The sequence below is a fragment of the Pseudomonas sp. CK-NBRI-02 genome (assembly GCF_008124495.1).
In the GTDB taxonomy this organism is placed as follows: domain Bacteria; phylum Pseudomonadota; class Gammaproteobacteria; order Pseudomonadales; family Pseudomonadaceae; genus Aquipseudomonas; species Aquipseudomonas guariconensis.
Map to the genome: position 1 here is coordinate 111330 of NZ_VSJH01000039.1, position 18510 is coordinate 129839.

The following is an 18510-nucleotide window of genomic DNA, read 5'->3' on the forward strand; positions in this document are numbered from 1 at the left end:
TGCGAGTCGCATTTGCACGAAGCACTGGCCAAAGCGTGAACCCTTGTGCTGCAATAGAGATGTTATATTGTAACAATAAAGCTCTCTGCCAAGGAACGTCACACCCCCATGCGTCACATGTCTCTGCGCCTCTCCCCCCTCGCTGTCGCCCTCTGGCTGGCCTCCATGCCCAGCCAGGCCGTGGAACTAGAACCTCAGGTCATCACCGCCAACCCCTTGGGCAATCGCCAATTCGCCGCCCCCAACACGGTGCTACAAGGCGACGACCTGCTGCATCAACAGCAAGGCAGCTTGGGCGAGACCCTCAACAAACAGCCCGGCGTCGCTTCGACCTGGTTCGGCCCCGGCGCTAGTCGCCCGGTGATCCGCGGCCTGGATGGCGACCGGATCCGCATCCTGCGCAACGGCGTGGGCGCACTGGATGCTTCATCGCTGTCCTATGACCACGCCGTCCCGCTGGATCCGGTCAACGTCGAACGCATCGAAATCGTCCGCGGCCCGGCCGCCCTGCTCTATGGCGGCAATGCCATCGGCGGTGTGGTCAACACCTTCGACAACCGCATTCCCGACTCGCCCATCGAGGGGATCCACGGCGCCGGCGAGCTGCGCTACGGCGGCGCCGACACCACCCGCAGCAGAGCCGGCAAGCTGGAGGCCGGCAATGGGGCTTTCGCCTTGCACCTGGACGCCAACAGCCGCCAGTTCAACGACCTGCGTATCCCAGGCTATGCCCGCAGCTCGAAAGTGCGCGACAGCGATGAGCCCGGCAGCCGTCATCGACTGGAAAATAGCGACGGACGCCAGGATGGCGGCGCCATCGGCGGTGCGTACCATTGGGACCACGGCTACACCGGCCTTTCTTACAGTCGCTACGACAGTAACTACGGCTCGGTCGCAGAGCCCGGGGTCCGCCTGGACATGCAGCAAGATCACTATGGTTTTGCCAGCGAGCTGCGCGACCTCGAAGGCCCGTTCAGCTCGATCAAAGTCGATGCGGGCTACACCGATTACCAGCACCGCGAGATCGAAAGCGGCGAAGTTCACACCACGTTCAAGAACAAAGGCTACGAGGCGCGGGTCGAAGCACGCCACCAGCCCTTCGGCCCCGTCGAGGGCGTCCTGGGCGCGCAAATCAGCCGCAACGAATTCTCCGCCCTGGGCGAAGAAGCGTTCGTTCCCCACACCGACACTGACAGCCTGGCGCTGTTCATGCTCGAACAATGGCAGACCAGCGAGCGCTTGAACCTGAGCCTCGGCGCGCGTCTGGAACACACCCGCATCGATCCGGATGCCAAGGGCAACGCCACCTTTGCCAGTGCCGACAACTCGGAAAGCTTCACTTCCGCAAGTCTCTCGTCCGGCGCGGTGTACCAACTCGACCCGGTCTGGTCGCTGGCCGCGAACCTCGCCTACACCGAGCGCGCCCCGACCTTCTACGAGTTGTACGCCAACGGCGCACACGTAGCCACGGGCGCCTTCGAAGTGGGCGACCCGAACCTGAACAAGGAAAAAGCCGTTTCCACCGACCTGGCCCTGCGCTTCGACAATGGCACCCACAAGGGCAGCGTGGGCGTGTTCTACAGCCATTTTCGCAACTACATCGGCCTGATCGGCACCGGCAACCTGCGCGAAGGCCACCACCACGATCATGATGATCACGATCACGATCACGACCATGGCGAACTGCCCGAATACCTGTACCAAGGCGTGCGCGCCCGGTTCTATGGCATCGAAGCCCAAGACCGCTGGCAGTTGGCCGAAAACCGCTACGGCAGCTTCGCACTGGAGCTCTCAGGCGATTACACCCGCGCCAAGAACCTTGACAGCGGTGAGCCTCTGCCGCGTATCGCGCCGCTACGCCTGAACAGCGGTTTGCTCTGGGAACGGGATCGCTGGCAAGCGCGGGTCGACGTGCAGCACGCGGCCTCGCAGCACCGCAAACCCGCCAACGAGACCAGTACCGACGGCTACACCACCCTCGGCGCCAGTCTGGGCTACCGCTTCGATATCGCTCAGAGCGACTGGCTGGTATTCGTGCGCGGAGAAAACCTGAACGACCAGACCGTGCGCTATGCCAGTTCGATCCTGCGAGACATCGCACCAGCGCCTGGACGCAGTGTACAGGTGGGATTGCGCACCTCGTTCTAAGCATTCTGGCGGCGCCATGGGCCCAATCGCGATGGTCCGGAGCCAGGACAAGCCAGTTCCCTCGGTGGCGCGGGAGCTGGCGAAGCCTACAAAAGGCTGCCCAACTGCCCCAACTATTACTCTCTGAGCAACAATCCGCTGCGACAATTTGTCTTTTTTTCTTACAACTTCCCCTATATCCTCCACGCCGCACGCTGAAACGCTTCATCCACGAACCTTGCAGCCATCTCCATTGAAGGGCCCGCCCTTCGATGCGCTTGCCGTTTTTTCAATAATCAAAAGATAGCGCTATCTCATGCTCCAACTGCCCAAAACCCGTTTTTCCAGCTTCGCCCTCGCCACTGTTCTGGGCGGGTTGTCGTCCACCAGCGCAGCCCATGAGCTGTTCGCCAGCGACTCCCCGTGGATGCTTGGCGACTGGGGTGGCACCCGCACCGAATTGCTGGAAAAAGGCTACGACTTCACCCTCGGCTACACCGGCGAGATGGGCAGCAACCTGCACGGCGGCTATGACCACGACCGTACCGCGCGCTACAGCGACCAGTTCACCTTCGCCAGCCACCTTGATCTGGAAAAGATCCTTGGCTGGCAGGATGCCGAGTTCAAGCTGGCGATCACCGAACGCCATGGCCAGAACATCAGCAACGACCGGATCAACGACCCCCGGGTCGGCGGCTTCACCTCGGCCCAGGAAGTCTGGGGCCGCGGCCAGACCTGGCGGCTGACGCAGATGTGGATCAAGCAGAAGTACTTCGATGGCGCCCTGGATGTGAAATTCGGGCGCTTCGGTGAAGGCGAGGACTTCAACAGCTTCCCTTGCGACTTCCAGAACCTGGCCTTCTGCGGCTCCCAGGTGGGCAACTGGGTGGGTGGCATCTGGTACAACTGGCCCGTCAGCCAGTGGGCCCTGCGCGTTCGCTACAACCTCAACGACTCGCTGTACGCCCAGGTCGGCGTCTTCGAACAGAACCCCTCGAACCTTGAAAGCGGTAACGGCTTCAAGCTCAGCGGCAGCGGTACCCAGGGCGCGGTCATGCCGATCGAACTGGTGTGGAGCCCGCGGGTCAATGGCTTTGAAGGGGAATATCGCGCTGGCTACTACTACAGTAATGCCAAGGCACAGGATGTTCTGAAGGACAGCAACGGCCAGCCGGCTGCCTTGAGCGGCCAGGCCTATCGCAGCAGCTCGAGCAAGCATGGCTTCTGGCTCGGAGCCCAGCAGCAAGTGACGTCGCTGGCCTCGGACCACTCCCGCGGCTTGAGCCTGTTCGCCAATGCCACGATGCACGACAAGAAGACCAATGCCATCGACAACTATGTTCAGGCAGGTGTGGTGTACAAAGGGCCCTTCGATGCCCGCGCCAAGGACGACATCGGTTTCGCCCTCGCCCGCGTGCACGTCAATCCCGGCTATCGCAAGAATGCCCGCCTCATCAACCAGGCCGCCGGCCTGGACGATTACGACAACCCTGGCTACCTGCCCGTCCAGGACACCGAATACAGCGCCGAGCTCTACTACGGCATTCACCTGGCCGATTGGCTCACCGTACGACCCAACCTGCAATACATCCGCCATCCAGGCGGTGTGTCGCAGGTCGACGCCGCCCTGATCGGCGGCCTGAAAATTCAGAGCAGTTTCTAACCCACCCCTTCGACCTACGGAGAACATACGATGAGCACTGACGGTGCCAAGAATGGAACCCGCTGGCTACCGCGCCTTCTGGGCGTGCTGCTGTTGCTGATGGGCCTGGCCCTGCTGGCAGGCGGCATCAAGCTGAGCCAGCTGGGAGGATCCCTGTACTACCTTATCGCCGGCATTGGCTTTGCCCTGTCCGGCATCCTCCTGCTGGCCATGCGCCGCATCGCTTTGGGCCTGTATGGCTTGGTGCTGTTGGGCAGCACGATCTGGGCACTGTGGGAAGTCGGCCTGGACTGGTGGCAACTGGTGCCACGTCTGGCGATCTGGTTCGCCGTCGGGGTCGTCCTGCTGCTGCCGTGGGCACGTCGTCCGCTGATCGGCCCGTCGTCGAAAATCAACACCGCGCTGCTCAGCGTCGCGGTGGTCGCCGCCGGCGCCAGCGCCCTGGGCAGCCAGTTCACACACCCGGGCGAGACCTTCGGCACGCTCAATCGCGACAACAGCGAAATGGGCAGCGCAGCCCCCGACATGCCGGACGGCGAATGGCAGGCCTACGGCCGTACAGAACACGGCGACCGCTACTCGCCGCTGCGCCAGATCACCCCGCAGAATGCCTACCGACTGGAAGAAGCCTGGCGCATCCGCACCGGTGACCTGCCGACCGATGACGATCCGGTAGAGCTGACCAACCAGAACACGCCGCTGAAGGTCAACGGCATGCTCTATGCGTGCACCGCTCACAGCAAGCTGCTGGCCTTGGATCCGGACACCGGTGCCGAGATCTGGCGCTTCGACCCGCAGATCAAGAGCCCTACCGGCTCGCTCAAGGGCTTTGCCCACATGACCTGCCGCGGCGTTTCGTACTATGACGAAAACCGCTACGTCAGCCGCGACGGCAAGCCTGCGCCAAAGATCTCCGACGCAGGCCAGATCGTGGCCCAGACCTGCCCGCGCCGCCTGTACCTGCCGACCGCCGACGCCCGCCTGATCGCCATCAACGCCGACAATGGCAAGGTCTGCGAAGGCTTCGCCAACCAGGGCGTGATCGACCTGACCACCGGCCTTGGGCCCTTCACCGCCGGCGGGTACTACTCCACCTCGCCAGCGGCGGTCACCCGCGAGCTGGTGATCATTGGCGGTCACGTCACCGACAACGAGTCGACCAATGAGCCGTCCGGCGTGATCCGCGCGTACGACGTGCACGACGGCCACCTGGTGTGGAACTGGGACAGCAACAACCCAGAGGACACAAAGCCACTCGCCGCCGGCCAGACCTACAGCCGCAACTCGGCCAACATGTGGTCGATCGCCAGCGTCGACGAAGACCTGGGGATGATCTACCTGCCGCTGGGCAACCAGACCCCCGACCAGTGGGGCGCCGACCGTACTCCAGGCGCCGAGAAGTACAGCGCCGGTATCGTCGCCCTGGACCTGGCCACCGGCAAAGTGCGCTGGAACTACCAGTTCACCCACCACGACCTGTGGGATATGGACGTGGGCAGCCAGCCGACCCTGGTGCACCTGAAAACCGACGATGGCATCAAGCCCGCGGTCATCGTGCCGACCAAGCAAGGCAGCCTGTATGTGCTAGACCGTCGCGACGGCACGCCGATCGTGCCGATCCGTGAGATTCCGGTCCCCCAAGGCGCCGTCAAAGGCGATCACACCGCACCGACCCAGGCACGTTCGGACCTCAACCTGCTCGGCCCCGAGCTGACCGAAAAGGCCATGTGGGGCGCAACGCCGTTCGATCAGATGCTCTGCCGTATCCAGTTCCGCAGCCTGCGCTACGAGGGCCAGTACACCCCGCCGTCCGAGCAGGGCTCGCTGGTTTACCCAGGCAACGTTGGCGTGTTCAACTGGGGTAGCGTGTCGGTCGACCCAGTTCGCCAGGTGCTGTTCACCTCGCCGAACTACATGGCGTTCGTCTCGAAGATGGTGCCCCGCGAGCAAGTCGCCGCCGGCAGCAAGCGCGAGAGCGAGACCAGCGGCGTGCAACCGAACACCGGTGCGCCCTACGCGGTGATCATGCATCCGTTCATGTCGCCTTTGGGCGTACCGTGCCAGGCGCCGGCCTGGGGTTACGTCGCGGCGATCGACCTGTTCACCAACAAAGTGATCTGGAAGCACAAGAACGGCACCACCCGCGACAGCACTCCAGTACCGATCGGCCTGCCGGTCGGCGTACCGAGCATGGGTGGCTCGATCGTCACCGCAGGTGGCGTAGGCTTCCTCAGCGGCACCCTGGACCAGTACCTGCGCGCTTATGACGTGCACAACGGCAAGGAGCTGTGGAAAGCCCGCCTGCCAGCGGGTGGCCAAGCCACGCCAATGACCTACACCGGCAAGGATGGCAAGCAGTACGTGCTGGTCACCGCTGGCGGCCACGGCTCGCTGGGCACCAAGATGGGCGACTACATCATCGCCTACAAGCTCGCCGACTAAGCGGCAAGCGACAAAAGAAAGCGGGGCCTACGAGGCCCCGCTTTTTTCTTGCAGCTTGCAGCTCGAAGCTCAAAGCTTGAAACCCATCCCCCCCCGCCCCATCTAAGCACCATAGTCATTTGCGCAGGTGCCCCATGAGCGACCAGCAAGATCTACCGGACCATCCAGACGAACACGAAACAGTCGAACATCTCCACGCCAAGGCCACCCCCGGCCACCACCTTGCCCTGCCCGGCCAACAACTGCCGGACAAGGTCTATGTGATCCCGATCCACAACCGCCCGTTCTTCCCGGCCCAGGTCCTGCCGGTGATCGTCAATGAAGAACCTTGGGCAGAAACCCTGGATCTGGTCGCCAAGACTCCGCACCACTCCCTGGCCCTGTTCTTCCTGGACGAGCCGCCAGAAGACCATCGTCATTTCGACACCTCGTCCCTGCCGCAGTACGGCACCTTGGTCAAGGTCCACCACGCCAGCCGCGAGAACGGCAAGCTGCAGTTCGTCGCCCAGGGCCTGACCCGGGTGCGCATCCGGACCTGGCTCAAGCACCATCGCCCGCCCTACTTGGTGGAAGTGGACTACCCGCATCAACCCGCCGAACCCACCGACGAGGTGAAGGCCTATGGCATGGCCCTGATCAATGCGATCAAGGAGCTGTTGCCGCTCAATCCGTTGTACAGCGAAGAGCTTAAGAACTACCTCAACCGCTTCAGCCCAAACGACCCATCGCCCTTGACCGACTTCGCCGCCGCGCTGACCTCGGCTACCGGCGCGCAGTTGCAGGAAGTGCTCGACTGTGTGCCAATGCTCAAGCGCATGGAAAAAGTCCTGCCGATGCTGCGCAAGGAGGTCGAGGTCGCGCGTCTGCAAAACGAGATCTCCGCCGAGGTCAACCGGCAGATTGGCGAACACCAGCGCGAGTTCTTCCTCAAGGAACAGCTCAAGGTCATCCAGCAGGAGCTGGGCCTGACCAAAGACGACCGTAGCGCCGACCTGGAGCAGTTCCAGCAGCGCCTGGAAGGCAAGACCCTGCCGGAGCAGGCGAAAAAGCGCATCGACGAGGAAATGAACAAGCTGTCGATCCTCGAGACCGGTTCGCCGGAATACGCCGTCACCCGCAACTATCTGGACTGGGCCACCGCACTGCCCTGGGGCGTTTACGGCCAAGACAAGCTTGACCTCACCCATGCGCGCAAAGTCCTCGACCAGCATCACGCCGGGCTGGACGACATCAAGGATCGGATCCTGGAGTTCCTTGCCGTTGGGGCCTGGAAAGGCGAAATCAGCGGCTCCATTGTCCTGCTGGTCGGCCCGCCCGGTGTGGGCAAGACCAGTATCGGCAAGTCCATCGCCGAAAGCCTCGGCCGGCCGTTCTTCCGCTTCAGCGTCGGCGGCATGCGCGACGAGGCGGAGATCAAGGGCCACCGACGCACCTATATCGGCGCCCAGCCGGGCAAGCTGGTGCAGGCCCTGAAGGACGTCGAGGTGATGAACCCGGTGATCATGCTCGACGAGATCGACAAGATGGGCCAGAGCTACCAAGGCGACCCGGCCTCGGCGCTGCTCGAAACCCTCGACCCCGAACAGAACGTCGACTTCCTCGACCACTACCTGGACCTGCGCCTGGACTTGTCCAAAGTGCTGTTCGTTTGCACCGCCAACACCTTGGACTCGATCCCCGGCCCACTGCTCGACCGCATGGAAGTGATCCGCCTCTCCGGCTACATCACCGAAGAGAAACTGGCGATCGCCAAGCGCCATCTATGGCCCAAGCAACTGGCCAAGGCCGGAGTCGCTAAATCCAGCCTGAGCATCAGCGACAGCGCTCTGCGCATGGTGATCGAGGGGTATGCACGCGAGGCCGGGGTGCGCCAACTGGAAAAACAGCTGGGCAAACTGGTGCGCAAGGCAGTGGTCAAGCTGCTCGAGACGCCGCAGGCCAAGCTCAAGATCGGCACCAAGGACTTGGAAGCGGCACTCGGTATGCCGGTGTTCCGCAGCGAGCAGGTGCTCGCTGGCAAGGGCGTGATCACCGGCCTTGCCTGGACCAGCATGGGCGGGGCCACCTTGCCGATCGAAGCCACCCGTATCCACACCCTCAACCGTGGCTTCAAGCTCACCGGCAAGCTGGGCGATGTGATGAAGGAATCGGCCGAGATCGCCTACAGCTATGTCAGCTCGAACCTGAAGCAGTACGGTGGCGACCCGAGCTTTTTCAACGAAGCCTTCATTCACTTGCACGTACCCGAGGGCGCCACGCCCAAGGATGGGCCGAGCGCCGGCATCACCATGGCAAGCGCCCTGTTATCGCTCGCCCGGGACCAGGCGCCGAAAAAAGGCGTGGCCATGACCGGTGAACTGACACTCACCGGGCAGGTGCTACCGATTGGTGGGGTCCGTGAGAAGGTAATCGCCGCACGGCGACAGAAGATCTTCGAACTGATCCTGCCAGAGGCCAACCGCGGCGACTTCGAAGAGCTGCCGGACTATCTACGTGAAGGGCTGACTGTGCATTTCGCCAAGCGCTATGCCGACGTGGCGAAAGTGTTGTTCGCTTGATTGAACAGAGGGGCCACGGCCCCTCTGTTTTTCAGGCAAAAGCCTCACGCAATCGCTGCGCGTGCACGGCAACCTGTTTCCACTGTCCCAAGAATATTTTGAAGTACACCATGAAAAGCGCCAGCTCTCGCTGGCGTTTCACTTTGCTCAAATGATTGTGTGCACTTTCGACATACGTGCCTATCGCTTGCCAAGCCGTATGAAGTTTTTCAATATTGCCATGCACGCCAGCCAGCTGTAGATCACGCACGCCAAACAAAGCCCTAAGCTGCTCGCGATCTTCTTCTTCAAAAGTCGCTTTCCGACAGTTTGTCCAAAACGGCTCGAATCTCAGCGTGCACTTGCGCACCTCAACCGTATCAAGCGCTTTGATCACCCTATCCAGGTCGGGTTGTAATTCACGCCGGTGCGTTTCGCGAAAGTCCTCGATACCTGACATGTATTCAGTGAGATGGATGTCAAAGGCCTCGACCTCCCTCCGAAGACTGAGCACGTACGCAACCATTGTTTCCACACGCGTCAAATCCCTGGGACTGAGTGCCAAATCCTTTTCGCCAGACAACGCCTCCCGTCTATCTGCATGACCGTTCGCCATCTCGAGCCGAGACGCAATGTTCTGTATTTCTGCACTCCGCTGCGTGACCGTTTGGGTATGCCCGACCAATGCCTGACTCAGCGCACTTCCACGCTCACGCAAGGACCACCAAAAACCACTCCTGTAGGACAGCCTAGCGATCAGCCGTTCCAAATTACCAATATTCAGGACTGGCTCAGAGACATACGAATAGCTCACCCAACGCGACAATCGTCCTTGAGGTAAATCGTGAACCCTGCGGACATAGGCATCCAGCTGCGCAACAGAGGCTTTTAGATCACCCACGCCGCTTCGCGCCTGTTTGAAGAGCGCTGCCACTCGCACTTCCATCGCCCGTGCAGCGCTCCCCATCGGCATCAGCATCCTTTGTTCCATGAGCATTAACTCCGTAAGCCTGACCGCCGCTCTGATGAATGGCAGTCAGGCTATTGATCACGAATCAAAATGCATTGCTGATCTGCTTGATCATGCTGCGCTGATAAGCCAGGAGCGTCTTCAAAAACGCATCGATAGCACGCAGGTCTTCGATTCCCTTGTACTTGGCGTTCTTCAGCAGGTTGTAGAAACTCCCCAACGCCATGCTCAGCGCATTCAAGGCAATCAGGCAGGCCTTACGTTGCGCGACGAGCCTAGGCACATTTTCCAGCGCCTTGAGCTGTTGACGGCATGTCGCCAGGGTTCGGCTATTGGCGGCAAGGTCCCGCTGCAGCGTTCTGAGTCCGAGTGTCAATTGCCGACGCTGTGCCTGCAGTCGGCTGTAATTGAGGTCAGCAGACAACTGCCCAAGCGTTTTCTCCAGGTTTTTCAGGGCCTGGGCTGCGGCCTCACTCAGTAAGGCGATCTGCCCACCGGGCACTGCCAGCGCAGCCAATTGCTCGGGCGTTGGAATCAGGCCGTCGAACTTGACCTCGATATCGATAGCTTCCAGCGCTTTGAGGGCGGTATGCAGTGCCTCGATCTTGGACGACTCGGCGTCTATTTCGGCTTTCAAGGCGACACTGGTCGTTTCCAGTTCCATCTGCTGCCTGAATAAACGGGCTTCGTCGCGGGAGGCGTTGGGGGCAGACAAAGCCGACAACTCCGTAGAGGCATTCTTTACGCCACTGATTTGAATCGTCAGATTCGACAGCACTTTATTGATAGTTTCCTGGGCAATGAACAGAAGCTCAGGGTCTTCGCCGATGTCCTCAAGCGCATCGACGATATCCTCTAACCCGCTTGCATGCAGCTCTGCCTCCATCCGCAGGGCTTGAGTTGCCATTCGCTTGGTAATGCTGTCCAGAAACTTGGCATGTCGCTCAATCGATTCATACAACGTCGGCAAGGGCTTCAGGTTGCCCTGCTGCCACTCAAGCAGGAAAACACGGGTCGTCGAGAGAATGTCGTCCAGTACGGGTTGCTGGCTGGCAGGCGACAGATAAGAAACCTTGGCATTCATGGTAATAGTCCTTTAATGAATTAGCGTGCCGATGCGGCATTGTCGAAAACCGCTGTCAGTTGCAGCGAAGTGCGCTCGATTTCCTTCCACTGCCGGAGGAATCGTTTGAAAAAGATCAGAAAGATCGCCAGCCGCTGGCCATCTGTGATCTTTCCGAGCTCTTCGATGGAGCTGGTGATGTAGACCTCGACACGCTCCCAGACTGTCTGCAAATGGGAGGCTGAGGTCAGGACATCGTTAAGACGCACGTCCAGATCATCCACAAACTGGGTCATTTCCTTGAGCCGGCCTTCCAGATTCACACGGGCCTTCAGTTTCGCTGCGACCCCCCTGCGCTGTTGTTCTAACTTTTTACGTTGCTTACGCGCAGATTCTGCTTTGGCGCCATAGATCGCACCGCCGACAATAGCCCCAAGCGGCCCCCCAGCGAGGCTGCTCAGTCCGTTGGAGAGGTACCTGTCGTATTCTTTTTTAAGTTCGCCGATCTCGACGTCGAGGGCTTTGAGTTCAGTGCGCAACGCTTCAACCAGCCCGTCTTGTTTCTTGCGTTTTAGCGCCTTGTCCTTGTTGCCGACTGCAGGCAGCAACTCCTTTTTAACGGTGTCCCTGAAGGCTTCGCTGTCTTTCTTTACACCGTCTACACGCTTGGCATAGTTCCTGACATCGTCGTTGAGGATTTGCATGTACTCGACCAGTTGCGTGACGGCTTTCTGGTCCTCGGCGCCCAGTTTGACCGGCCTCGCGAGCGCCACTTGCTCCCAGGTCATTTGCGGTTTCAGAAATCTCAGGCGACTGCACTCTGCAACAATTTCCTCGCCAACGACATCGATCAAGTTGGCGGTGGTTGCCAGTTCGCTCGAGAGCCGCTTGCTGCGATCTGACAGTGTTGTCCAGGCGTTGGCATGACGACGCAGACCCTCAAACAGGCTGGACATGGCCGAGGGCTTCAGCTCAGGCTCATCGATGGTCTTGTAGCCCAGCCATTGCTCAACGGTTTGTGGGGTCTTGGGCAGACCAAAAACAAAATTGGCATATTGGTTGATGGTGACGATGTGCTCGCGGCTGAGTGTCAGGCCGCCCTCATTACTACCGTCGCGCTCAGCCATTGCTGTAACCATTGCTACAGGTTGGCTGGCCGCCTCATTTGCCAGCGTTTCATAGCTGGCTCTTTGGAAACTCATACATTTCTCCTTGTACCCAAACCGGGCTGGTTTGGTGGTACAAAGTTATGACTCGCCCCGATGAGTCATCAGATGGCAATCGTTCCTCCTACAAGATCTATTGGTATATTCAGACAGGAGACTTCATGAGATCTCGCCTTGCACTGTTTCCCCTGGCCTTTGGGCTGTTGAGCGCCTGCAGCCAAACCCCGTCCTCCCCTGAACCTATCGTTCTGGAAAAAGCCAGTGAATGCCCAATCACCCTGGTGCCCGGACAAACATTGACCTTGCGTTTGCCCAGCAATCCCAGCACCGGTTACCGCTGGCTGGTTCAACACCCGGCGGCCAACATCCTGCGCAGCCTGGGCCCTGAGGTGTATAGCGATCCAGAAGACACAGGTGTGGTGGGCAGTGCAGGCCAGTCCTTGTGGCGCTTCCAGGCCCAGGGCCAAGGCGTGAGCCATCTCATTCTGGTGTATCAGCAACCCTGGGCACCCGAAGTGCGCCCTGCACAGACCTTCGACTGCGCCGTGACGGTCGACTGAACCTGCCCAGAGGCGATGCGCAAACGGTCAGGGTTGGCTAAAATGCACGCTCTTTACCACCCCCACCTGGTACTTCCGTGAGCCAACAACCCGACCGCCTCTTCGCCCAGCCCTTGGAGCAGGTGCCCGACTTTGCCTTCAACGAGGACGTGGTGCGGGTGTTCCCGGACATGATCAAGCGTTCGGTGCCAGGTTACCCGACCATCGTCGAGAACCTCGGCGTGCTCGCCGCCCGCTTCGCCCAGCCGCACACTGCGCTGTACGACCTGGGCGCATCACTGGGCGCGGTGACCCAGTCCCTGCGCCGGCACGTGCGTGCCGACGGCTGCCGGGTGATTGCGGTGGACAATTCCGCAGCCATGGTCGAGCGCTGCCGTCAGTACCTCACCGCCCAGGACTCGATGTTCCAGGAACTGCTGCCAGTACAGGTGCTGGAGGCCGATATCCTGGCCCTGCACTTCGAGCCGGCCTCGGTGGTGGCGATGAACTTCACCTTGCAGTTCATCGCCCCGGACCAACGCCTGGCACTGCTAGGTCGCATCCGCCAGGCGCTGCTGCCCGGTGGCGCGCTCGTCCTCTCCGAGAAGCTGCGTTTTGCCGATGACCAGGAGCAGGACCTGCTCAACGAGTTGCACCTGGACTTCAAGCGTGCCAATGGCTACAGCGAACTGGAAATCGCCCAGAAGCGCAGCGCCATCGAGAACGTGATGAAACCCGACACCCTGCAGACCCACAAAGACCGCCTGCATGCCGCCGGCTTCTCCAAGGTCGTGCCTTGGTTCCAATGCCTCAATTTCGCCTCACTGATTGCCCTGCCATGATCGACCTCTCCCCCCTCGTCCGCCGCCTGGCGGGCACGCCCCTTGCCACGTGGTCCCAAGGCCTGCAAGCACAACTGCACACCAAGCTGGAGAAAGGCCATGGCGATCTCGATCGTTGGCGCGGCGCGCTGGATGCCCTGCCGGATCTGCTGCCCAGCGAGGTAGACTTGCAAAACGGCCTGCGTCTGGACAGCGACTGTGACGATGCCACCCGAGCCCGGATGCACCAAGCGTTGATGGGCCTCTCGCCCTGGCGCAAGGGGCCGTTCGACCTGTTCGGCGTCCACGTGGACACCGAATGGCGCTCTGACTGGAAGTGGTCGCGGGTAAGCCCGCATCTGGATCTGAAAGGCAAACGCGTGCTCGACGTCGGCTGCGGCAATGGCTACTACCAGTGGCGCATGCTAGGTGCCGGCGCCGACATGGTGATCGGCGTGGACCCCAACTGGCTGTTCTTCTGCCAGTTCCAGGCCGTGCAAAAGTACCTGCCGGAGCTTCCCGCCTGGCACCTGCCCTTCGCTCTGGAAGAGCTGCCAGCGAACCTAGAAGGCTTCGACACCGTGTTCTCCATGGGCGTGTTCTATCACCGACGCTCGCCCATCGAGCACCTGCTGGCGCTCAAGGACTGCCTGGTCAAAGGTGGCGAGCTGGTGCTGGAAACCCTGGTCGTCGAGGGCGACGAACACCAGGTGCTGGTGCCCGAGGACCGCTACGCGCAGATGCGCAACGTTTGGTTCCTGCCGTCGGTGCCGGCCCTGGAGCGCTGGCTGCGCCGTGCCGGGTTCAGCGACGTGCGCTGTGTCGATGTCAGCGTCACCAGCGTGGAAGAGCAGCGCAGTACCGACTGGATGCGCTACCAGTCGCTCGCCGACTTCCTCGACCCGAACGATCACAGCCGCACCATCGAGGGCCTCCCGGCCCCACGTCGCGCCACCTTGCTGGCACGCAAATAAAAAAAGGCGCCCCCGTAGGGGCGCCAGACTCGCCTTCGTCAGAGGAGCGACTGCGAAGGCGGCTACACGTCAATCCTTGGCCAATTCACGGGCCTTCTCGTTCGCCTTGCGCTCACGCGCCACCACGGCTTGCTCTTTGTCGCCATGCAGGCGCTGCTGGTCTTGCCGGAACGCCTCCCAGAACTGCCTGGAACGCTCGGCGCCGCCTTCGGCCATTGCCCCAGAACTGCCCAGGGCGAGTACAGCCAACAACAAGTATTGGGTCAGGTTCATCGTGTTTGCCTCGTGATAACCAGTCGTTCGAGGCCATCGTAGCGAGGCGCAGCTAACGCCAAGGTGAGTCGGACATTACAGTGTTGCAAGACTTGAGCGGCGTTTCGGCACAGACTTGCGCAACGCCTTTCAGCCACATGTCCGGCCCATTACAAATCCGTTATTCAAGCTTTCCGCTCGGTTGCATCCCGTAACATCGGCAACCTTGACCCTGATCTCGCTACAGGGTCGAGAATCGCCACCTTTCATTACACCGAGCTTCCCATGCGCCTACTGATCATCGAAGACGAACTGCGTACCGCTGATTACCTGCAACAGGGTCTGCGCGAGAACGGCTACGTGGTCGACTGCGCCCATACCGGTATCGACGGGCTGCATTTGGCCCGCCAGCAGCCCTATGACCTGGTGATTCTCGACGTCAACCTGCCCGGCCTGGACGGCTGGAGCGTACTGCAACGCCTGCGCAGCGAATCGGCCACGCGGATCATGATGCTTACGGCCCATGGCCGCCTGGACGACCGGGTCAAAGGCCTGGACCTGGGCGCCGACGATTATCTGCTCAAACCCTTCGAATTCCCGGAATTGCTGGCTCGAATCCGCAGCCTTCTGCGGCGCAACGACCAGCATCTGCAACCGAGCACCCTGCGCGTCGCTGACCTGGAACTGGACCCTGGCCGCCACCGCGCCTACCGCGCAGGGCGGCGCATCGACCTGACCGCCAAGGAGTTCGCTCTGCTGCACCTATTGATGCGCCAGAGCGGCGAAGTGTTGTCGCGCACGCAGATCATCTCGCTGGTCTGGGACATGAATTTCGACTGCGACACCAACGTGGTGGAGGTGTCGATCCGTCGCCTGCGGGCCAAGATCGACGACCCGTTCGACGACAAACTGATCCACACTCTGCGCGGCGTGGGCTACGTGCTCGAGGCCAGGCCATGAAACCTGCCAGCCTGTCCTTGCGCCTGGGGTTGTCGGTGACCCTGATGGGCGCCACGCTGGTGCTATTGCTGGCTTGCCTGGCCGTGTTCGCTCTGCAGCACGAACTGGACAGCCGCGCCCGCAAAGACCTGGACCGTAAGATGCTGCAGATCGAACACAATCTGCGCGTCGATCTACGCAACGAGGATCTGGCCCGCCGCGCCCATCCCTTGCTCGATGTGATCATGGGCCATGACAACCTGAGCCTGAGCATCCTGGCGCTCGACGGTCGTCACCCCTTGCTGCTGAGCCTGGGACCTGCGCTGGAAGCACGCCTGAACGAGCTGCCGGTCGGCGACCGGCTGAGCTTCCACGAGTGGCGCGACAGTGCCGATGCCCAGATCCTCACCGCCACCCGCCTGATGCGCCTGCGCGACGACACCACCGTTCGGGTGATGATGTCGCTCAATCGCGCCGACGATAACACCCTGCTCCAGGCCTACCTGAACTCGACATTGTTGGCCCTGCCCTTGTTGCTGGTACTGATCGGCCTCAGTGCCTGGAAACTGATGCAAATGGGATTGCGCCCTTTGCGTCACTTTCGCCGGATTGCCGGGCGCGTCTCGGCCCAGGACCTAGGGCATCGCCTTCCCGACACAGGCTTGCCGGTGGAACTGGCCGAACTGGCCAAGGCCATCAATGTCATGCTCGATCGCCTGGATCAAGGTGTACGCCAGCTCTCGCAATTCTCCGATGATCTGGCCCATGAGCTTCGCACGCCCATCGGTAATCTCATGGGCAAGGCCCAGGTCACCCTGGCCCGGGACCGCGATGGCACCTATTACCGGGAAGCACTGGAGGACAGTATCGAGGAATTGACCCGCCTCAACCGCATCATCAACGACATGTTGTTTCTCGCCCAAGTCAGCCAACCCCAGGCCCAGGTACTGTTCGGGCCACTGGCCCTGGCTCAGGAAGCGGAGCGGGTCTGCGAGCTGTTCGCCGTCAGCGCCGAGCTCAAGGGGATCGAACTGCATCTGCAGGGTTGGGGGACGGCCATGGCCGATCGCTTGATGTTCCAGCGGGCACTGTCCAACCTGTTGAGCAATGCCATCCGCCACAGCCCGGAGAACCAGGTGGTGACGGTCCTGATCGAACGTCAGGGCGATGAGATACACCTAGGGGTGCGCAACCAGGGGCCAGGCATAGCCGGGTGTCATCTGCCGCACCTGTTCGAACGCTTTTACCGCGCAGGATGCGGACGCTCGCGGCTGGAGGGTGGGACAGGATTGGGACTGGCGATCGTGAAGTCGATCATGCAGTTGCATGGCGGACGAGTCGAGGCCAGCAGCACGCCTGCTGGCCCTACCCGCTTCACCTTGGTATTCCGAGCGCAATGACGGGGGCTGTACCGGCGAAGGGGCCAGTACAGCCGAACGGCAATTAGCGAGAAGCCGCTACGATCAGCGCCTTCATCTCGGCCACAGCCGCCTTGAAACCGACGAACAGCGCATGGGCCACCAGCGCATGGCCGATGTTCAGTTCATTGATGCCCTTGATCGCCGCCACCGCCTCGACGTTGTGGTAGTGAAGGCCATGGCCGGCATTGACGATCAGCCCCTGCCCTACCCCCACGGCCACGCCGTCAATGATCCGCTGCAGCTCTTCGGCCACCTCGGTAGGGGTTTCGGCATCGGCATAGCGGCCGGTGTGCAGTTCGATCGCCGGTGCACCGACACGGCGCGAAGCTTCGATCTGACGCGCGTCCGGATCGATGAACAGTGAAACTTCAGCCCCTGTGCGCGACAGACGCTCCACCGCAGCCTTGATCCGAGCCTCCTGGCCGGCGACGTCCAGGCCACCCTCGGTCGTCAGTTCCTGGCGGGTTTCAGGCACCAGGCAGATATGCGCCGGACGGATCTTCTCGGCGAAGGCCATCATTTCTTCGGTGATGCCCATTTCGAAGTTCATGCGGGTCTGCAGCACGTCCTTGAGCAGCAGCACGTCGCGCTCCTGGATATGCCGGCGGTCTTCGCGCAGGTGCACGGTGATACCGTCGGCGCCCGCTTCCTCGGCATCCAGCGCGGCCTTGACCGGGTCTGGGTAACGGGTGCCCCGGGCCTGGCGAAGGGTCGCCACGTGGTCGATGTTGACGCCAAGAAGCATGCGGTTGCTGTGAGTCACGAAAGGGCTCTCCTGAAAGTTGAGCCCCACAGCATACGATGTGCTCAACGCTTGCGAAACAGTTCCCGGCTCACCAGCGGCTTCGGCCCCAGGTGTACCGCCAAGGCCTGGCGCATCAGGCGCTTGGCAGCGAGCAACGCACCCGGGGCTTGCCAATCGGCCTCGGCCAGTGCCAGCAGCTCTGCCCCGGTGAACAACCCAGGCTGCGCCAGGTAAACCCGCTCCAGGCCCGCATCGACCTGCAGGCGATACAGTCCTTGGGTGTCGATGGGGTCGTCGTTGATATCGTGGGTCAGGGCAAAGGCATAACCTAACTCATCCAACAGGCGCCACTCGAAGGCACGCAACAGCGGCTCCAGGGGCCGACCGGCGGCCAGGGCCTGCAGCGTCAAGGTGTAGTGCTCGAACAACGCAGGATGCGGCGCCTCCGCAGGCAGCAGGCGCATCAACAGTTCATTGAGGTACAGCCCGCTGAACAAGGCATCGCCATGCAACCAGCCGCCGATGCCGACACTGTCCAGGCGACCGACGTTCTTCAGCTCCCCTCGCCCACGCAACTCCACCTCCAGCTCCACGAACGGCCGGACCAGGCTGCCCCCCTTGCCCCGGGCACGGCGCAGCACCGCACGTACACGGCCTTGGGGCGTGAGGAAATCCACCAGCGCGCTGGTTTCCTTGTAGGCACGGCTGTGAAGCACGTAGGCCGGCTGGCCGGCGGGTTGTTCCATCAGCGATCTCTGGGGTTTAAATGTGCCTGTGGGAGCGGGGCCACCTTCGAACGCATCAGTGAAACCACTGTCATTCGAAGGTGAACCCGCTCCCACAGGGTACGA

15 protein-coding genes are annotated in these 18510 nt (G+C 61.4%); 9 read left to right on the forward strand and 6 right to left on the reverse strand.

The features are described from left to right. Positions 1–108 precede the first annotated feature (108 nt). The 4 genes from DQ397_RS21770 to lon all read left to right on the forward strand — a co-directional run bounded on the left by DQ397_RS21770 (position 109) and on the right by lon (position 8790). Positions 109–2148, forward strand: coding sequence for a TonB-dependent receptor (locus DQ397_RS21770; RefSeq protein ID WP_043206488.1), 2040 nt, complete (start codon positions 109–111; stop codon positions 2146–2148). A 295-nt stretch (positions 2149–2443) separates the two neighbouring features. After that, the gene (locus DQ397_RS21775; RefSeq protein ID WP_043206487.1) at positions 2444–3790 is read left to right on the forward strand and encodes a carbohydrate porin; all 1347 of its coding nucleotides are present in this window, start codon (positions 2444–2446) and stop codon (positions 3788–3790) included. Positions 3791–3820: 30 nt separating this feature from the next. After that, complete coding sequence (locus DQ397_RS21780) at positions 3821–6232, forward strand: glucose/quinate/shikimate family membrane-bound PQQ-dependent dehydrogenase (RefSeq protein ID WP_043206486.1); 2412 nt, start codon at positions 3821–3823, stop codon at positions 6230–6232. Positions 6233–6366: 134 nt separating this feature from the next. Next, on the forward strand, positions 6367–8790 hold the full coding sequence (gene lon, locus DQ397_RS21785; protein WP_043206485.1) for an endopeptidase La: 2424 nt from the start codon (positions 6367–6369) through the stop codon (positions 8788–8790). 31 nt (positions 8791–8821) lie between these two features. Here lon and DQ397_RS21790 read toward each other — a convergent pair whose 3' ends face one another. The 3 genes from DQ397_RS21790 to DQ397_RS21800 form a co-directional block, all read right to left on the reverse strand. After that, the gene (locus DQ397_RS21790; protein ID WP_043206483.1) at positions 8822–9760 is read right to left on the reverse strand and encodes a hypothetical protein; all 939 of its coding nucleotides are present in this window, start codon (positions 9758–9760) and stop codon (positions 8822–8824) included. 64 nt (positions 9761–9824) lie between these two features. Next, positions 9825–10823, reverse strand: coding sequence for an alpha-xenorhabdolysin family binary toxin subunit B (locus DQ397_RS21795; RefSeq protein WP_043206482.1), 999 nt, complete (start codon positions 10821–10823; stop codon positions 9825–9827). Between the two features lie 20 nt (positions 10824–10843). Then, the gene (locus tag DQ397_RS21800; protein ID WP_043206481.1) at positions 10844–12004 is read right to left on the reverse strand and encodes an alpha-xenorhabdolysin family binary toxin subunit A; all 1161 of its coding nucleotides are present in this window, start codon (positions 12002–12004) and stop codon (positions 10844–10846) included. Positions 12005–12129: 125 nt separating this feature from the next. On the opposite strand from DQ397_RS21800, the gene DQ397_RS21805 reads away from it, so the two are divergent. The 3 genes from DQ397_RS21805 to cmoB all read left to right on the forward strand — a co-directional run bounded on the left by DQ397_RS21805 (position 12130) and on the right by cmoB (position 14302). Then, positions 12130–12528, forward strand: a complete 399-nt coding sequence (locus tag DQ397_RS21805) for a protease inhibitor I42 family protein (RefSeq protein WP_043206480.1) — start codon at positions 12130–12132, stop codon at positions 12526–12528. A 77-nt stretch (positions 12529–12605) separates the two neighbouring features. After that, complete coding sequence (gene cmoA / locus DQ397_RS21810; protein WP_043206479.1) at positions 12606–13349, forward strand: carboxy-S-adenosyl-L-methionine synthase CmoA; 744 nt, start codon at positions 12606–12608, stop codon at positions 13347–13349. After that, positions 13346–14302, forward strand: coding sequence for a tRNA 5-methoxyuridine(34)/uridine 5-oxyacetic acid(34) synthase CmoB (gene cmoB, locus DQ397_RS21815; protein ID WP_043206478.1), 957 nt, complete (start codon positions 13346–13348; stop codon positions 14300–14302). The genes cmoA and cmoB overlap by 4 nt, the downstream gene beginning before the upstream one ends. 69 nt (positions 14303–14371) lie before the next feature. Here the strand turns inward: cmoB and DQ397_RS21820 are convergent, their stop codons facing one another. Then, complete coding sequence (locus DQ397_RS21820; protein ID WP_043206477.1) at positions 14372–14575, reverse strand: hypothetical protein; 204 nt, start codon at positions 14573–14575, stop codon at positions 14372–14374. A 264-nt stretch (positions 14576–14839) separates the two neighbouring features. On the opposite strand from DQ397_RS21820, the gene DQ397_RS21825 reads away from it, so the two are divergent. Together DQ397_RS21825 and DQ397_RS21830 are read left to right on the forward strand one after the other, a co-directional pair. Then, positions 14840–15514, forward strand: a complete 675-nt coding sequence (locus tag DQ397_RS21825; RefSeq protein WP_043206476.1) for a heavy metal response regulator transcription factor — start codon at positions 14840–14842, stop codon at positions 15512–15514. Further along, positions 15511–16893 carry a heavy metal sensor histidine kinase gene (locus DQ397_RS21830; RefSeq protein WP_043206475.1) on the forward strand — a complete coding sequence of 461 codons (1383 nt, stop codon included), beginning with the start codon at positions 15511–15513 and terminating at the stop codon, positions 16891–16893. Before DQ397_RS21825 ends, DQ397_RS21830 begins: the two co-directional genes overlap by 4 nt. A gap of 43 nt (positions 16894–16936) precedes the next feature. Here DQ397_RS21830 and pdxJ read toward each other — a convergent pair whose 3' ends face one another. Both pdxJ and recO read right to left on the reverse strand, forming a co-directional pair. After that, on the reverse strand, positions 16937–17659 hold the full coding sequence (gene pdxJ / locus DQ397_RS21835) for a pyridoxine 5'-phosphate synthase (protein WP_232111557.1): 723 nt from the start codon (positions 17657–17659) through the stop codon (positions 16937–16939). Between the two features lie 62 nt (positions 17660–17721). After that, positions 17722–18405: a DNA repair protein RecO gene (gene recO / locus DQ397_RS21840; RefSeq protein WP_043206473.1), complete on the reverse strand. Its 684-nt coding sequence runs from the start codon at positions 18403–18405 to the stop codon at positions 17722–17724. Between the last annotated feature and the right edge of the window lie 105 nt (positions 18406–18510).

Excerpts from the sequence above, each read along its gene's own strand:
- DQ397_RS21770 (WP_043206488.1), top strand. The coding sequence starts at position 109 with ATGCGTCACATGTCTCTGCGCCTCTCCCCCCTCGCTGTCGCCCTCTGG.
- DQ397_RS21775 (WP_043206487.1), top strand. The coding sequence starts at position 2,444 with ATGCTCCAACTGCCCAAAACCCGTTTTTCCAGCTTCGCCCTCGCCACT.
- DQ397_RS21780 (WP_043206486.1), top strand. The coding sequence starts at position 3,821 with ATGAGCACTGACGGTGCCAAGAATGGAACCCGCTGGCTACCGCGCCTT.
- lon (WP_043206485.1), top strand. The coding sequence starts at position 6,367 with ATGAGCGACCAGCAAGATCTACCGGACCATCCAGACGAACACGAAACA.
- DQ397_RS21790 (WP_043206483.1), bottom strand. The coding sequence starts at position 9,760 with ATGGAACAAAGGATGCTGATGCCGATGGGGAGCGCTGCACGGGCGATG.
- DQ397_RS21795 (WP_043206482.1), bottom strand. The coding sequence starts at position 10,823 with ATGAATGCCAAGGTTTCTTATCTGTCGCCTGCCAGCCAGCAACCCGTA.
- DQ397_RS21800 (WP_043206481.1), bottom strand. The coding sequence starts at position 12,004 with ATGAGTTTCCAAAGAGCCAGCTATGAAACGCTGGCAAATGAGGCGGCC.
- DQ397_RS21805 (WP_043206480.1), top strand. The coding sequence starts at position 12,130 with ATGAGATCTCGCCTTGCACTGTTTCCCCTGGCCTTTGGGCTGTTGAGC.
- cmoB (WP_043206478.1), top strand. The coding sequence starts at position 13,346 with ATGATCGACCTCTCCCCCCTCGTCCGCCGCCTGGCGGGCACGCCCCTT.
- DQ397_RS21820 (WP_043206477.1), bottom strand. The coding sequence starts at position 14,575 with ATGAACCTGACCCAATACTTGTTGTTGGCTGTACTCGCCCTGGGCAGT.
- DQ397_RS21825 (WP_043206476.1), top strand. The coding sequence starts at position 14,840 with ATGCGCCTACTGATCATCGAAGACGAACTGCGTACCGCTGATTACCTG.
- DQ397_RS21830 (WP_043206475.1), top strand. The coding sequence starts at position 15,511 with ATGAAACCTGCCAGCCTGTCCTTGCGCCTGGGGTTGTCGGTGACCCTG.
- pdxJ (WP_232111557.1), bottom strand. The coding sequence starts at position 17,659 with ATGCTTCTTGGCGTCAACATCGACCACGTGGCGACCCTTCGCCAGGCC.
- recO (WP_043206473.1), bottom strand. The coding sequence starts at position 18,405 with ATGGAACAACCCGCCGGCCAGCCGGCCTACGTGCTTCACAGCCGTGCC.